This is a genomic window from Pseudomonas sp. B21-032 (genome assembly GCF_024748965.1).
In the GTDB taxonomy this organism is placed as follows: Bacteria; Pseudomonadota; Gammaproteobacteria; order Pseudomonadales; family Pseudomonadaceae; genus Aquipseudomonas.
Genome location: NZ_CP087180.1, coordinates 130,368 through 145,679, shown reverse-complemented (window position 1 = coordinate 145,679; position 15,312 = coordinate 130,368). Strand labels below are relative to the sequence as shown.

The following is a 15,312-nucleotide window of genomic DNA, read 5'->3' as shown; positions in this document are numbered from 1 at the left end:
CTGCACCGTATTCACAGCGCATACTCGCTCGCCGGGGCTAGACGCCCGGCCAGCTTGGCCTATGCTGCTGACTGCGGATACGGACTGACATTCAGAGGGATACCCCATGTTCTACGTGCAACGCGATGCACAGGGCCAACTGGTCCGGGTAGAGGCCGCACCCTACGCCGAATACACGGAGATGCTCCCGGCCGACCATGCCGAGGTCCAGGAGTGGTTTGCCGACGACGTGGTCGAGAACAGCCTCAAGCAGCTCAAACAGAGCGACCTGGACATGATCCGGGTGCTTGAGGACTTGATCGAAGTGCTGACCACCAAAGGCGTGATCAGCATCACCGACCTGCCGCCCGGCGCCCAGGCCAAACTGCTCAGCCGCTCCAATGCCCGCCAGGTGCTGGGCGGGCTGACCAATCTGATCGACGACAGTGAAGAAAACGGCGGCCTGATCTGACCGCTGCAGGCCCGTTGCGGGCCTGCACGTCCTGCTTCAACGCCAGGGTGCCGGCTCGCCGACCAGGCGCCCTTGAACCCCCTGAATACCCATCTCGCGCAATACCTTGAGCTCACCTTCAGTCTCGACCCGCTCGGCGATCAGCGGCAAGTCGATGCTGTGCGCTGCGCGCTGGATCGCTTCAATGAACAGGCGCTTGTGCCGTTCGTGGTCGATGGCGCGAATGTAACTGCCATCGATCTTGAGGTAGGCCAGGCCCAGGTGCGCCAGGTTGCCGATCATGCTGAAGCGCCCACCAAAGCGCTGCAGGCTGAGGCTGAAGCCCAGGGCCCGCAGGCGCCGGGTGAGTTGCTCGAGCACGGCCTGTTCCGGCAGTTGCTCTTCGCCGATCTCCAGGGTCAGGCGCGGGCCGAGCACCGCGTTCTGGCCGAGCAAGTCATAGACCCGCTGCAATGCCTTGGGGTCAGCCAGGGTTGCGGCCGACAGGTTCAGCGCCAGGGCTTCCTTGTGGCTGTGCATGTGCTTGAGCACTTGCTCAAGCATCAGCACATCGAGCCGCGCCGACCAGCCAAAACGCTCCAGCCACGGCAGGAAGCGCCCGGCGGCAATGGCCTGGCCCTGGGTATCGAGCACCCGCGAAATGACCTTGTAATGCAACACGCGCTCCGGCGCTCCACAGGCCACTACCGGCTGGAAAAACAACTGGAAACGCCCTTGCTGCAGTGCTTCATCCAGCAAGGAATGCCAGGCGTGGTGGGTATCGGCGGCTTGCGGCGCGGTGCCTTGCTCCAGGCACACCCAGCCCGGCTCCAGCTGGCTCTCGGCGCGGGCCAGGGCCTCGTCGGCGAGCTTGAGCAAGGCCTGCGGATCGTCGCCCGGGCTGTAGGGCGCCATGCCGATGCAGGCAACCGGGGTGACATCGCTGGCGCCGGTGTCGGCCAGGCTCTGCAGGGTCACTTCCAGGGCCTGGGCCAGCTGGATCGCCTCTTCGTGCACCAGCCCCGGCGCCAGCACGGCAAATTCGCCGCCGCGGCTGCGGGTGATCAGGTTGTTGGTTTCCGGGTAGTTGGCGCAAGTGCGTTGCAGTTGCTGGCCGACCGCCTGTAGCAACTGGTCGGTTCGCTGGCCGCCCAGGCGCTGGTTGAGCCCGGCCAGGTCCTTGACCCGCAGCAACAGCAGGTAGCCCGGGCGCGCCTCTTCGAGGTTGCTGACCAAGGCGTTGAGCTGCATCTCGAAATAGCGGCGGTTGGCAAGGCCGGTGAGGCTGTCCTGATACGACTCGACCCGCAGCTTTTCACTGCGCTCGGCCTGCTCCTGGAAAAGCGCCTTGAGCTTTTCGACCATCTGGTTCATGGCCTGCACAACCCGGCGCAGCTCAGGGGTACGCGGCAAATCCGGCAGGCTGAGGAACTCACGCCGGGCAATGGCGTGGGACTGCGCCACCATGTAGTCCAGCGGCTTGAGCTGGCGACGCAGCAGCAAGGCGCCAAGCACCGCACTCAGGGCGCCACACAGCAACAGCCAGCCGAGGCTGCCCAACGCGCTCTGCCAGAGCTTGGCCAGGGCGAACATCGGATGGCTGACCACCTCGACCCGCGCCGCCTGCTGCCAGCCGCGGCTGACGATGGCATCGCCACCGGCCGCCTCCAGGCCGATCAGGCGGATGAACCAGGCCGGCACACCGTTGGGGTCGGGTTCGGCGTGGCGCTCGACCAGCAGGGCGTTGGACGCCGTGTCGATGACCTTGATGCTCGAATAGTAACCACTGTCGAAGATCGAGCTGACCATCAGCTCGACCATCGCCGGGTCGTCGATGTTCGGCGTCAGCGACAGCGCCAGCGCCGTGGCGGCGTCCTGGGCATGGGAGCGCAACTGGTTGACGTACTGGCTGCGTGAGCTCTCCAGGCTGACCATGAAGCTGCCGCTGAAGGCGACTACCAGGAACAGGCAGATGGCAAGCAGCAATTGTTTGAACAGTGACATCTGTGCTCCTTCAGTAAGCCGGCTCGGCGGGGAAGCCTTCGGCCTGCATCTTCTTCAATAGATCCTGCCAGCGCGACAAGCGCTTGGTGTCGCCGACCTTCTTGTTACCACCCGCACCGGTCAGCCACAGGCCTTCACCGTTGAAGGAATACACCGGCAGCAGGTCAGGACGCTGGCTGGCGGGCTTGATCGCATCGATCAGGCTGTCGAGTACCAACGGCATGGCCTCCGGGCTTGAATAATAGGTCAGGACCATGTGCGCGCGGTTCTGGCGCAGGGCCTTGACGTAGGTAATGCGCAGTTTTTCTGCCGGAACCCCGAGGCGCCGCAGGCTGAAGTACTTGGCGATAGCATAGTCTTCGCAGTCACCGGCGCCCTTGATCAGTGACTGTACCGGGGTTGCCCAGTAGTCCACTTCGCGCCACAGGTCGATGTCTTCGACATACCGCAGCTGCTGGTTGAAGAACTGGTTGACCACTTTCAGGCGTTCGGCCTCGCTGCCCTGCTTCTGGGTCGCCAGCAGGTTCTGCCAGGCATCAATGCGGCCCTGGCCAGGCCCCAGCGGGCCATACAACGACTGGGCACGGCGGCTGATCTGGGAGAAGTCCCAATCCGCGTGCAGGCCGCCCAGTAACAGGCAGCCGAGCACCACGGCCAGGCCGAGCCGGCGCAGGGTCAATTGAACAGCCCAACGTATCGCCAATGCGAATAATCCGCGCAGACCTGTGGAAAAACGCCGATGGTGCGGCCTCGACCCGGAAAAAACAATGGCACCTTACAATCATTGCGCCAGCAATCCGTTGACCACGGGCAACCCCCTGTCTGGCGAGGGCTGCAACCCGGCTTCCCTTGAACAAAAACTTCCTTCACGATAGCAAGCGCGCGGCCGTTGATTGCTGTTTACTTAATAAATAAGGGTTGGCGAACGCCGCTATTTGACAAGTATCCCTCCCCTAACTAGTGTTGCTGGATATTGGATCCAATTATTTCACTTCGACTTCAGGCAAAAACAGCGTGGCCGGAAAAACCAGACCCCTGAGCGAAATCCTGGGTGGCGAACAAGTGCCGCCACACCTGGCGCGTAGCGTGATTGAAGAGCGGCTGCGCAGTGCCATCCTCGATGGCCGCCTGCCCCCTGGGCTGGCCTTGCGCCAACAGGAGCTGGCAACCTTGTTCGGTGTCAGCCGCATGCCGGTCCGCGAGGCCTTGCGCCAGCTCGAAGCGCAATCGCTGTTGCAGGTGGTGGCGCACAAGGGCGCGGTGGTTGCACCATTGATCGGCGAAGACGCCGTCGATACCTATGCCTTGCGGGTCATTCTGGAGTCCGAAGCACTACGCCAGTCGATCCCGCTGCTCGATGCCGACGACATTGCCCGGGCGCGCAGCTACATCACCCAGCTTGAAACCGAAACCCGGCATGCCGAGATCGGGCGCCTCAACCGCCTGTTCCACATGAGCCTGTACAGCAAGGCACCGAACCAGAAGCTGCTGCGCCTGATTGAAAACGAGCTCAACGAAGAAGAGCGCTTCCTGCGCTTCCACCTGTCATCGATGGGCCTGGGCAAGCTGACCCAGGACGATCACATCGGGCTGGTGGACGCCGCAAACGACAAGTCGGTTGAAGATGCCATCAGGATTCTCGAGCGCCACCTGAACAACGGGGCAAAAGCGATCAAGGCCTACCTGAACAGACCACCGGCAGAGTGAACCCACCGCCATCGCCGGCAATCCCGGCCATTGGCAGCTATTGCGCTCGGGGCACCCCTTGAGCGAAAGGAAAGGCAGTGCACGCTCCTACACTTCAGCGCAGAACCGTATCGGGCTCTGCCCAGCCGCCGCAGATCCGCCTGATCTGCCTTGCCTGCAGCCAGGATCATCTGAGCCAGTACCGTGCCTGGTCGGTGGCGCTCAACGACCATATCGAACTGGTGACCGTCAACGTGCTGGCCTACGGCGACCCGGTCCGTTCACTGCCCTTGCACGGCAACCCCACCCTGATCGACTCGCTGATCGAACGCTTGCAGGTGTACCTGCGTAAACCCCACGCCCTGTTCGGCCAGGGTGCCGGGGCGCAATTGGCCCTGGCTCTGGCCCGGCACACCGAGCAACTGCACCCGGGGCAAACCCGCCACCTGTTTGTCGCCACCAGCGACAGCCCGCAGGCAGACCCAGCCGAAGCGGCCGCCGGGCTCAGCGTGCCGGTCACTGCGCTGTATCCGTCAGGATCGCTGCCGCGCATGCTCGGCTGGCACGACCACAGCGGCCGGGAGATCGAGCTGATCGAACTGCCCGACGCCGCGGGCGATGCGCCGCAACTCAACCAGCGGCTGATTCAAATCATCAACACCCACCTGGGCCTGCTCAGCCTCTGAGCCCTGCAAATGCAGGGATACCCTGCCCTCCAAGGGCGCGCCCGCGCCGCTGATTTGTCTCTTGCTGTTTCAGCCAGCCATGGCGGCTCTTGCATTTTCGGCACACTCTTACCCGCGCAGCGACCGCTGATCGCCCTCAGGCGGGCCAGGTCGTCTGCTTATCGCACACCTGTAGAAGGAGCCGCGCGCCGGGCAAGGACCGATATCGATCAGCTGCCCTCAAGAGTCAACCAGGTCCGAGTTTTATTGTTTCAGTGCTCCGAGTGAGGCATTCACTCATGCAGTTTCAATTCTGACACTTGGTTGCCGGAAGGAGCACTTACATGCCAATAAAACTAACTATAAAAGTTTTATCCCGCCCACTCACACTTTAAAAATAAACACTGCAAATATAATTAACAAAGTTGTTGCCGAGCACTTAAAAGTTGTTCTAACTTTTTAATGGCACGGGCCACCTCAACCGCCAGGCGCCCGTTCACCGAAGAAAACGATGCCAACTGCATCGATACGTCTGCCATTGCGCTGCTATCGAATAATTCAGTCGAGGCCCCTGCTCGACCACTGAAAACTTCGCCGCCACCAATGAAAAGACATTAACCGGATGTTAGCCAGTGATCAGGAAACCCCATGAATACATTGACTTCGCTTCTTATCGCCCGCAAAGCCGAACTTGCCGCACACCCGATCTTTACTGAAATCGATTGTTTGCCGGTATTGCAACGGTTCATGGAAACCCATGTCTTCGCCGTCTGGGATTTCATGTCGCTGACCAAGCGCCTGCAGCAGGAGCTGACCTGCATCCAGCTGCCCTGGTTGCCACCGCTTGACCCGCACGCCGCCCGCCTGATCAACGAGATCGTTCTTGGCGAGGAGTCCGACGATCGCCCCGGCCAGGGCCACTACAGTCATTTCGAACTGTATCTGGACGCCATGCGCGAGGTCGGCGCCAGCACAGCGGCGATCGAGCGCTTCGTCAGCCTGCAGCGTGAAGGCGTGGGTTACGCCAGTGCCCTGCAGCGTGCAGGCGCCAGCGAGGCAGCCCGACAGTTCGTCTGCCACACGCTGGAAACCGCCCTGGACGCACCGGCCCATGGTGTCGCTGCAGCCTTTCTGCATGGCCGCGAAAGCGTCATCCCGACCATGTTCCAGCGCATCCTCGATGACTGGGGTATCAGCGGCGAACAGGCGCCCACCTTCCGTTACTACCTGCAGCGGCACATCGAGGTCGATTCTGAAGACCACGGCCCGGCTGCCGAGGCCTTGCTGGCAAGGCTGGTCAAAGGCGACCCGGTGCAACAACGCCAGGTGCTCGAAGCCGCCATTGCCGCCGTCGACAGCCGCATTGCCCTGTGGGACCGCTTGCGCCTGTCGATGCGCGAAAACGTCGTGGAGACCAGCGCATGAACGCCCTCGACTACACCTCCTGTGCCGAGGCCTGGGAGAGCCGGGCGACCATCCGCACCCGGCCACGACGCCTGGTCGAGGATGATCAGCGCCTGATCTACCCGCTCAGCCGCCAGCCGCTGGTGCTCAGCGAAACCTTTGTCCGCGAGTGCCCGCAGCAGCGCGATTTCGCCCTGGCCCAGAGCCTCTACAAGTTCATCAACGACGTGGTGATTTTCGAGACCGAGATCGTCGACCACACCGCCCGGCGGATCGCCAAGGACCGCTTCGCCATTCGCTTTCCGTTCGCCTGCCGCTATGACGCCATGACCGTGGTGGTCGATGAGGACTATCACGCCCTGGTGGCCATGGACTTCATGTACCAGACCAGCGCCCTGACCGGCATCGAGCCGATTGCCCTGCCTCGGGAGATCGAGTTGAGCCGGGCGATACCCGCAGCCCTGGCGCTGGCACCGGAACATCTGCGCGACGCCCTTGAGCTGATTTGCGTGGGTATTGCCGAGAACACCCTGACGGACGACGTCGCCGCCTTTGCCCGCGATGACACGGTCAAGCCCTCGGTCAAGGGGTTGATGGCCGACCACCTGCTCGACGAGGGGCGCCACTCGACCTTCTGGGCGCGGTTGGTACGCATCTACTGGCACAGCGCGCCGGAGGCGGATCGCCGGTGCATTGCCGACATCCTCCCGGTGTTTCTCGCCCAGTACCTGACCAACGACATCCAGAAAGCCTTCGATTTCAGCCTGATCGAGCACCTGTCGATCGGCGAGACCGCGCGCCAAGCATTGCGCCAGGAGGTAACGGCGATGGCCTACCCAATCGATCACCGGCATCCGCTGCTGGGCAACATCCTGCGCCTGTTCCGCGCCAGCTCGATGCTCGATTCGCCTTGCGTACAACAGGCCCTGGCGCATTACCTGCCCGAACCAAGGAGAGCGCCATGAGACGCCTGCAAATCTGTCTGATCGGCACAAGCCCGGCATTGGCCCTACTGCACCAGGAACTGCTCGACCATGGGCACGCGCTGTACCTGGCCGATAGCGCCGCAGCCTTGCAGCATCGCCCGTGGCCCCAGCCACAGCTGCTCATCGATGATGGCAGCCTGGCGCTGAATGCCAGCGATTGGCAGGGGCTTGGCGACTGCGCGTTGTTGAGCCTGCGCCTGGGACTGTACCTGCACAGCGCTGGCGAACTGCCGACGCTTGAGCTGTTGTGCTGGACCGGCACAGCCACCGCGCAGCGGTTGATCGAGCGCCAGCCGCTGGCAGCGGAGGTGTCCGGCAATGGCCAGCAACTGCGCCGGAAGACCATCGACAACCTGCAGCAAACCCTCGCGCTGCACGTCAGCCGTTTCTCGCGAAACCCCGACTACCTGCAGCAGGCAGCCGCCATTAGCCCCGGGCAGGAGGACCAGCAACAAGGTCTTGGCTGGCTGGAGCAACTGGCCTGGCTGCATCGCTACAACCAGCACGACAGCCTGCCATTGCTGGCAACTGGCGAAGTAGCGCTGATCGAGCGCCTGCAGCAGAGCCTGCAACTTCATGCCGAACGCCCGGCGCTGAACCTCAACGGCCAGCGCATCAGCTATGCCCAACTGCACGCCCAGGCGGTCGCCATCCAGCAACTGATGGCCGTCTTGGCTATTGACGCCGACCCGCCAGTGATCGGCATTTGCATGGGCAAGTCCGCAGCGCTCTACGCCAGCCTGCTCGCGGTATTCGGCTATGGGGCGGTGTACTTGCCGCTGGATCCTGCGCACCCGGCCGAGCGTCTGCATTACATCCTCAAGAACGCCGGCGCCAGCCTGTTGCTGCATGACGGTCAAGTCCCAGTGGATGACTTGGCTGTGAAAAGCCTCGACCTGCGCCAGTTGCCCGCAGCGTTGGCGCAGCCGTTGCCGTCATTACTGCGCCAGCGACCGGCGCCAGACGCCCCGTGCGTGGCGATCTACACCTCGGGCACCACCGGCCAGCCCAAGGGCGTGCTGCTCAGCCAGCGTAACCTCAGCCACTTCCAGGCCTGGTACAGCGCTCACGTGCAACTCGATGAGCACAGCCGGGCATTGCAGTTTTCGACCATCGGCTTCGATGCCTCGCTGCTGGACATCCTGCCCACCTGGGTCGCCGGCGGGGAACTGGTGGTGCCCACGCAAGACCAGCGCCGCGACCCGGCTCAATTGCTGGCGCTGATGCGCGAACAGCACGTCACCCACGCCTTCCTGCCGCCGGCACTGCTGAGCATCCTGCCGCGCGATCAAACCCTGGAGTTGAAGCACCTGGTCTCCGGTGGCGACGTCTGTGAACCGGAGGTGATTGCACGCCTGGCCGGGCAGTGCCAACTGCACAACATCTATGGCCCGACCGAGACCACGGTACTGGCCACCACCCGGGTGTTCAACACTGGCGACAACAACCGCAACCTGGGCTGCCCGATCGCCAACACGCGGGTGCTGATCCTCGACGAAAACCTGCAACCGGTGATCGAAAACTGCCCCGGTGAGTTGTATATCGCAGGGCCGGGCGTGGGCTTGGGCTATCTGAACAATCCTGCCCTGAGCAACGAGCGCTTCCTCAACCTCAGCCCAGGCGACAGCAGCCTGTTGCGCGTGTATCGCACCGGCGATATCGGCAAATGGACGGCCGAGGGTATCGAGCTTTGTGGCCGGCGCGACAACCAGGTGAAGATTCGCGGCTTTCGCGTCGAGCCCGAAGAGATCGAGCACTGCCTGCGCAGCAGCGGCCTGTTCCGCCAGGTGGCGGTGATCATCGATGCCCAGCGGCGGATCCTGGCGTTCTGCGCGCAAGCCACCGGTGATGACAGCGAAGCGGCCCTGCGCCAGCACGCCGAGCAAAGGCTGCCCGACTACATGCGCCCGGGTTTCTATCAGCAACTGGCGCAGATGCCCTACACCGCCAACGGCAAAGTTGACCGCCAGGCGCTGGCGGCACTGCCGCTGGGTTTGGCGCCGAGCCGGCATCACTTCGGTCCGCTAACCCCGGTCGAAGCGCAGCTGGTTGGCCTGTGGAGCACGCTGCTGGAACTGCCCGAGCAGGACATTTCCACCGACGCCAGCTTCTTCAGCCTCGGTGGCCATTCGATCCTGCTGTCGCGCCTGTTGCTGGCCATTCGCGAACAGTTCGGCCGCGGCATTGCGATCAACCGCTTTATCGAGATGCCGACAGTGCAACGCCTGGCCACCCTGGTCAGCGGTGAGCAGGCACAGCTGCCTGGCCTCGACCCGCAAGCTGAACGCGACGCCTGCCGCGAACTGGGCTTGCAGGTGCTGCCAGTGGCGCAACTGGGCGATGTGCACAAGGTGATCGTCACCGGCGCCAACAGCTTTCTTGGCGTGCACCTGGTCGAAGCGCTGCTGCAATGGGGCGCCAGCGAAGTGGCCTGCCTGGTGCGCGCCAACGCCAGTCAGTCAGCCGAGCAACGCTTTAGCGCGGCGCTGGTAGAGAACGGCTTGCATGGGCTGGACATGAGCCGGGTGAAAGTCTTCGCCGCCGACCTGCGCCAGCCGCGCCTGGGCCTGGCCGAAGTCGACTACAACTACCTCGACAGCGAGTACGGCGCGCTGTTGCACAACGCCGCGCAGGTCAACCATGTACTGGATTACCAGAGCCTCGCCGCCGACAACGTCGAACCGCTGTTCGAGTGCCTGCGCCTGTGCGAAGGCCGGCGCAAGAAGGTCTTCAATTTCATCTCGACCCTGTCGGCGTGCAGCGCCATCGACGCCGACGGCCAGGTGCTCGAACAAGACCCGGCCACCACCCCGCCGATCTATCTCCGCAACGGCTACAACCTGAGCAAATGGGTGGGCGAGCGCATTCTTCAGCGCGCCCGCGCCCAGGGCGTGTGGGTCAACCTGTACCGCCCCGGCAACATCACCTTCGACAGCCGCAATGGCATCTGCCAGCCCCAGCGCAACCGGTTGATGCTGATGCTCAAAGGCTCGCTGCAACTCGGCCAGGTGCCGGCGCTGGAGCTCAACTTCGACCTGATGCCGGTGGACTTTCTGGCCCGCTTCATCGCCTTCCACAGCAGCCGCTACCAGCCCGAACGGGCGGTGTTCAACCTGCACAACCCCGAGCCTTTGAGCTGGCGCGATTACGTCTCGGTGTTCCGCGACAGCGGCAGGCCATTCGAGCTGGTCAGCGTTGAGCAGTGGCAGCGGCAGTTGCAGCGGGTCGACCGCGACAACGCCCTGTTCGATGTGCTGGGTTTCTACCTGGACGGCTTTGAGGAAGACATCGGCGACATCTCGCGAATCCAGCACGACAACGCCCGCGCCGGCGTCCAGCGCATGGGCGCCCGTTACCCGCGCAAAACCCCGCAGCTGCTGCAACGCGGCTGCCAGTACCTGCACGACATCGCCTTCATCTGAGCAGCTTCAACCCAACCAGGAGAGACACCATGCAAGCACTCCAACCCGACACACTTATCCACAACCCCGAAGGCTGCCACGTAGTGGCCAGCGTCGAGATCGCCAGCGCTGCCGCCAGCGTCTGGAACATCGTCGGCAACTTTGCCGGCTTCCCGGTGTTCATCCCGGCCCTGGCGCACATCGAGATGATCGGTAGCGGCGTACGCTCGGTGCGCAAGAAGCTGTTCAAGGACGGCAACGTGGTCATCGAGCAGCTCAACAGCCGCGACGACCAGGCCATGTACATGACCTGGAGCCTGATCTACACCAGCCTGAACATCGGCAACCTGTGGGCGGCGATGCAGGTCGAGGCGCTGGGCGAGCGTCAGGCGCGGGCGACCTGGACCATCCAGGCCGAGCCATGGCAAGGCGGCAGCGAGGCAATGCCTGGCTTTCAGGCGTTTTTGCAGGGGTTTGCCGATGAGGCAATGAACAATGTGAAGAATTTGCTGAGTTAAACCCGATCGCGGGACAAGCCCGCTCCGGCAAGAGCGAGCTTGCCCTGATCAACAGTTGCAAAATATTCCAAGGATGCCAACAATGAGACTAATTATCATTTATGACCCCTTCAGCAGCGCACCTTCATGCCCTCTCCAGAGTCCGTGCACACGCTTTACAGCCATCACCACGGCTGGCTGAACACCTGGCTGCGCAGCAAGCTGGGCAACGCCGCCGATGCCGCGGACCTGGCCCAGGACACTTTCGTGCGCCTGTTGCAGCGGCGTGAACTGTTGGAGCTGAACGCCCCCCGGGCATTCCTGCGTACCATCGCTCGCGGCCTGGTGATCGACCACTGGCGCCGTGAGGAGCTGCAGCGCGCCTACCTCGAAGCCCTGGCGCATCTGCCAGAGGCCGAAGTGCCTTCGCTTGAAACCCGCGAACTGCTGCTGGAGCTGCTTGAGCGCATCGCGCAGATGCTCGACGGCCTCAAGCCGAAAGTGCGTCGCGCGTTTCTCCTGGCCCAGTGCGAAGGCTTGAGCCACAAGGACATTGCCGAACAGATGGGCGTGTCGCTGCGCTCGGTTGAGCGCTACGTGGCCGATGCGCTCTATCATTGCTACCTGCTGCGCTACGAGTCAGAGGCGTAAGCCGTCATGACCACCCTCAACCCCGGCCCGCGCGTGGTCAAGCAAGCCATCCACTGGATGCTCAAGCTGCGCGAAAGCGGCCACAACGCGCGGCTGCAGCAGCAATGCGAACAGTGGCGTGCAACCCATCAGGAGCACGAGCTGGCCTGGCAACGAGTGCAGTCGCTGCAGCAGGAACTCAACCTGCGCGCCGTGCCAGGGGCCAGTGTGGCCTTGCAGACCCTTGAGAACAGCAGCCAGCGCCTGCAACGACGCCAGGCCCTGAAGCTGCTCAGCGGCGTGCTGGTGCTCGGCTCGGCGACCTGGCTGGGTAAGGACCTGCAGCTAATCAGCCCCTGGACTGCGGATTTCGCCAGCGCCACCGGCCAGCGTCGCAGCGTGCGCCTGCCCGATGGCTCGCTGCTGCAACTGAACACCAACAGCGCCGCAGACCTTGCCTTTGAGGCCGATCAGCGCCTGATTCGTCTCAAGCACGGCGAGTTGATGCTGACCTGCGCCAAAGACACAAGCACCCCGGCTCGACCGTTGCTGGTCAGCACCCGCGAAGCCTTGCTGCAAGGCTTCGACGGCAGCTTCGTGGTGCGCCAGGACGACGACTGCACCCGCGTCAGCGTCAGCCAGGGCAGCGTCGCCATCCACTCGCCAGGCCCGATGCAATGGATTCACGCCGGCCAGAGCTATCGCCTCGATGCCCGCGGCGCGACCCTGCTGCAGAATCAGGACATGGATGCCGGCGCCTGGGCCGAAGGGCTGATCGTCACCCGCGACATGCGCTTGGGTGATTTTCTTGCTGAAGTCGGGCGCTATCGCCATGGCTATGTCAACTGCGCCGACGACATTGCCGACTTGCGCCTGTCAGGTGTGTTCCGCCTTGCAGACACCGACAAGCTGTTGCAACTGCTGCCGCAGACACTGCCGGTCAAGGTCAGCTATCGCACCCGCTGGTGGGTGCGCTTGGAACGGCTGGCCTGAGGTGTTTTTTTTTGGCGGGTTTTACCCACGAGTCCGGCTAGGACAGTAAGCGACTCTTTCTGCCCTTACCGACTCTACGGATGCTCTCCATGCGTAATGCTTCGCCCCTGTTGCGGCTCAACAAGAAGAATGATTTTCAACCTGTCTTAGATTCTGCCTGTTCCAGTGTCCTCGGCAAGGCCATCCGCGCCGCGCTGCTCGGCACCGCCCTGGGCATCACTGCGGTGCCGGCAATGGCACTTGCGTCACCAGCAGGCAGTGTCAGCCAGCAGTACAACATCCCTGCCGGCTCCCTGGATGAGGTGCTCAACCAGTTCGCCCGCCAGGCTCAGATCACCCTGTCGAGCACCCCGCAAATGACCCAGGGCCTGCAGTCGCCGGGACTGCAAGGCAGCTACGCCACCGACCAGGCGCTGCGCCAGTTGCTTAATGGTTCAGGCCTGGAGGCCCTCAGCCAGGATGGCGGCAGCTATGTGCTGCGGGCTCAGGCACAGGACGCAGCGCTGTCGTTGCCAAGCACCGAAGTGCGTGAGTTCGCCCTGGGTAACGCCCTGGGCAGCATGGAAGGCTACAACGCCACTCACAGCCAGGTTGCGACCAAGACCAGTGCGCCGATCCTGGAAACCTCGCAGTCTGTATCGGTGGTGACCCGTCAGCAAATGGACGACCAGGGCTCGCAGACCGTGGCCCAGGCCATGCGCTACACCCCGGGCGTGCTGACCAACCCTTATGGTGCGACACACCGCTACGACTACGTAGCCATGCGCGGCTTCAACGACGGCTCTGTGGATAACATCTACCTGGACGGCCTCAAGTCCATGGGTGACAGCGGCACCTACAGCACCATGCAGGTCGATCCGTACTTTCTTGAGCGCGTGGATATCCTCAAGGGGCCATCTTCGGTGCTCTATGGCCGCAGCTCACCCGGCGGCCTGGTCGCCCTGACCAGCAAGAAGCCACTGTACGAGGCCTACCATCAGGTACAGGCCACCGTTGGCACCCAGGGCCAGCGTGGTGTCGGTTTCGACTTCAGCGGCCCGCTGGATGACGACAAGCGCATCGCCTACCGTCTGGTGGGCCTGGCCGATCAGTCCGACACCCAGTTCGACCACAACGAGGAAAAACGCTTCGCCCTGGCCCCGACTGTCAGCATCAACTTCAGCGAAGACACCTCGCTGACCCTGCAGGCCTACCTGCAGCACGACCCCGACGGCGGCTATCACGGCGGCGTGCCGGCCGATGGCGCGCTGCACCAGCGCAATGGCCAGCGCATCTCCGATCACTTCTTCGAAGGCGAGCCGGGTGTCGACCGCTACGAGCGCGACCAGCAGTCGTTCGGCTATCAGTTCGAGCATCGCTTCAACGACGTCTTCACCGCGCGGCAGAACTTCCGCTACCTGGACTCGACGGTGAAAATGGACCAGGTGTATGCCTGGGGCTGGACCACACCGACCAGCAACGAGCTGAACCGCTACTACACCGGCGGCGATGAAAAACTGCACGCGTACATCATCGACAACATGCTCCAGGCCGAATACTTCACCGGCAGTGCCAAGCACACCACCCTGCTGGGCCTGGACTATCAGCGGCGCAAAACCGTGGTCGACTGGCGCAGTGGCTCGCTGGCGCCGATCAACGCCTTCGACCCGCAGTACGGCAACTCGCAAATCACCTACTACAACCCCACCAGCTACCTGCGTCGGCTGCAGCAGACCGGCGTGTACCTGCAGGACCTGATCGAGCTCGACCAGTGGCGCTTCTCCCTGGGCCTGCGTCAGGACTGGGTGAAGACCTCGGACGAGAACCGTATCGCCGAAGCCAGCCGCCCGCTGGGCACCAGGATCAGCGACCAGCGCACCAAACTGACCGGCCGCGCCGGCGTGCTGTACCTGTTCGAAAACGGCATTGCGCCGTACATCAGCTATTCCGAGTCGTTCAACCCCAACTCCTACGCCGACCAGGCCGGCAATCCGCTGGCGCCGACCGAGGGCACCCAGTGGGAAGCCGGCATCAAGTACCAGCCACCGGGCACTGACAACCTGTTCACCGCTTCGGTGTTCCGCATCGAGCAAGAGAACCTGGCCTCTAAGCTGCCGCAGGAAGAGTTCTATCGTCCTGTAGGCCAGGTCCGTTCCCAGGGCCTGGAGCTGGAAGCGCACATGCAGGTCACCGACAACCTGAAAGTGCTCGGCAGCTACACCTTCACCGACATCGAGTACGCCAAGTCGATGCCAAGCACGCTGTTCGGCAGCGACCTCGACAACAAGGGCAACTCGCCTACCCAGGCACCGCGACACATGGCCTCGCTGTGGGCTGACTACAACTTCCGCCAGGGCGCCCTCGACGGCCTGCGCCTGGGCGGCGGTGTGCGTTATGTCGGCTACAGCTGGGTGGATGCCGAGAACACCATGAAGGTGCCCTCCTACACCCTGTTCGACGCGTCGGTTGGCTATGACCTGGGCAAGGTCGGGCTCAAGGGCGTGGATGTGCGGCTCAATGCCAACAACCTCACCAATGAGAGCTACATCGCCTCCTGTGCCAGCCTGAGTTACTGCTACATGGGCGAAGAGCGCAATGTCAGCGCCACGGTCAGCTACCAGTTCTGACCTCACCTGT

12 protein-coding genes are annotated in these 15,312 nt (G+C 63.1%); 10 read left to right on the top strand and 2 right to left on the bottom strand.

The genetic code is table 11. The features are described 5' to 3' along the window. Positions 1-106 precede the first annotated feature (106 nt). On the top strand, positions 107-451 hold the full coding sequence (locus tag LOY54_RS00680; RefSeq protein ID WP_045197926.1) for a hypothetical protein: 345 nt from the start codon (positions 107-109) through the stop codon (positions 449-451). A 36-nt stretch (positions 452-487) separates the two neighbouring features. On the opposite strand, the gene lapD is transcribed toward LOY54_RS00680, so the two are convergent. Together lapD and lapG are read right to left on the bottom strand one after the other, a co-directional pair. Further along, positions 488-2,434, bottom strand: a complete 1,947-nt coding sequence (gene lapD, locus LOY54_RS00675) for a cyclic di-GMP receptor LapD (protein WP_258608778.1) — start codon at positions 2,432-2,434, stop codon at positions 488-490. Positions 2,435-2,444: 10 nt separating this feature from the next. Beyond that, complete coding sequence (gene lapG / locus LOY54_RS00670) at positions 2,445-3,137, bottom strand: cysteine protease LapG (protein ID WP_045197930.1); 693 nt, start codon at positions 3,135-3,137, stop codon at positions 2,445-2,447. A gap of 311 nt (positions 3,138-3,448) precedes the next feature. Between lapG and LOY54_RS00665 the strand changes: the two genes are divergently transcribed. The 9 genes from LOY54_RS00665 (at position 3,449) to LOY54_RS00625 (ending at position 15,302) form a co-directional block, all read left to right on the top strand. Beyond that, positions 3,449-4,141, top strand: coding sequence for a GntR family transcriptional regulator (locus tag LOY54_RS00665; protein ID WP_213602778.1), 693 nt, complete (start codon positions 3,449-3,451; stop codon positions 4,139-4,141). Between the two features lie 77 nt (positions 4,142-4,218). Then, a complete protein-coding gene (locus tag LOY54_RS00660) occupies positions 4,219-4,806 on the top strand; it encodes a thioesterase domain-containing protein (RefSeq protein WP_258608775.1) in 588 nt (195 codons plus the stop codon). Between the two features lie 627 nt (positions 4,807-5,433). Continuing rightward, complete coding sequence (locus LOY54_RS00655) at positions 5,434-6,210, top strand: DUF3050 domain-containing protein (RefSeq protein WP_258608773.1); 777 nt, start codon at positions 5,434-5,436, stop codon at positions 6,208-6,210. Further along, positions 6,207-7,154, top strand: a complete 948-nt coding sequence (locus tag LOY54_RS00650; protein WP_258608772.1) for a diiron oxygenase — start codon at positions 6,207-6,209, stop codon at positions 7,152-7,154. Before LOY54_RS00655 ends, LOY54_RS00650 begins: the two co-directional genes overlap by 4 nt. After that, on the top strand, positions 7,151-10,597 hold the full coding sequence (locus LOY54_RS00645) for a non-ribosomal peptide synthetase (RefSeq protein ID WP_258608771.1): 3,447 nt from the start codon (positions 7,151-7,153) through the stop codon (positions 10,595-10,597). Before LOY54_RS00650 ends, LOY54_RS00645 begins: the two co-directional genes overlap by 4 nt. Before the next feature lie 29 nt (positions 10,598-10,626). Further along, positions 10,627-11,094 (top strand): SRPBCC family protein, encoded by a 468-nt coding sequence (locus LOY54_RS00640; RefSeq protein ID WP_258608770.1) that lies wholly within the window; start codon positions 10,627-10,629, stop codon positions 11,092-11,094. Between the two features lie 126 nt (positions 11,095-11,220). Next, complete coding sequence (locus tag LOY54_RS00635; RefSeq protein ID WP_258595755.1) at positions 11,221-11,724, top strand: sigma-70 family RNA polymerase sigma factor; 504 nt, start codon at positions 11,221-11,223, stop codon at positions 11,722-11,724. A 6-nt stretch (positions 11,725-11,730) separates the two neighbouring features. Next, positions 11,731-12,696 (top strand): FecR domain-containing protein, encoded by a 966-nt coding sequence (locus LOY54_RS00630; protein WP_258608769.1) that lies wholly within the window; start codon positions 11,731-11,733, stop codon positions 12,694-12,696. Positions 12,697-12,785: 89 nt separating this feature from the next. After that, a complete protein-coding gene (locus tag LOY54_RS00625; RefSeq protein WP_258608768.1) occupies positions 12,786-15,302 on the top strand; it encodes a TonB-dependent siderophore receptor in 2,517 nt (838 codons plus the stop codon). The last annotated feature ends 10 nt before the right edge of the window (positions 15,303-15,312 follow it).

Excerpts from the sequence above, each read along its gene's own strand:
- LOY54_RS00680 (WP_045197926.1), top strand. The coding sequence starts at position 107 with ATGTTCTACGTGCAACGCGATGCACAGGGCCAACTGGTCCGGGTAGAG.
- lapD (WP_258608778.1), bottom strand. The coding sequence starts at position 2,434 with ATGTCACTGTTCAAACAATTGCTGCTTGCCATCTGCCTGTTCCTGGTA.
- LOY54_RS00655 (WP_258608773.1), top strand. The coding sequence starts at position 5,434 with ATGAATACATTGACTTCGCTTCTTATCGCCCGCAAAGCCGAACTTGCC.
- LOY54_RS00650 (WP_258608772.1), top strand. The coding sequence starts at position 6,207 with ATGAACGCCCTCGACTACACCTCCTGTGCCGAGGCCTGGGAGAGCCGG.
- LOY54_RS00645 (WP_258608771.1), top strand. The coding sequence starts at position 7,151 with ATGAGACGCCTGCAAATCTGTCTGATCGGCACAAGCCCGGCATTGGCC.
- LOY54_RS00640 (WP_258608770.1), top strand. The coding sequence starts at position 10,627 with ATGCAAGCACTCCAACCCGACACACTTATCCACAACCCCGAAGGCTGC.
- LOY54_RS00635 (WP_258595755.1), top strand. The coding sequence starts at position 11,221 with ATGCCCTCTCCAGAGTCCGTGCACACGCTTTACAGCCATCACCACGGC.
- LOY54_RS00630 (WP_258608769.1), top strand. The coding sequence starts at position 11,731 with ATGACCACCCTCAACCCCGGCCCGCGCGTGGTCAAGCAAGCCATCCAC.
- LOY54_RS00625 (WP_258608768.1), top strand. The coding sequence starts at position 12,786 with ATGCGTAATGCTTCGCCCCTGTTGCGGCTCAACAAGAAGAATGATTTT.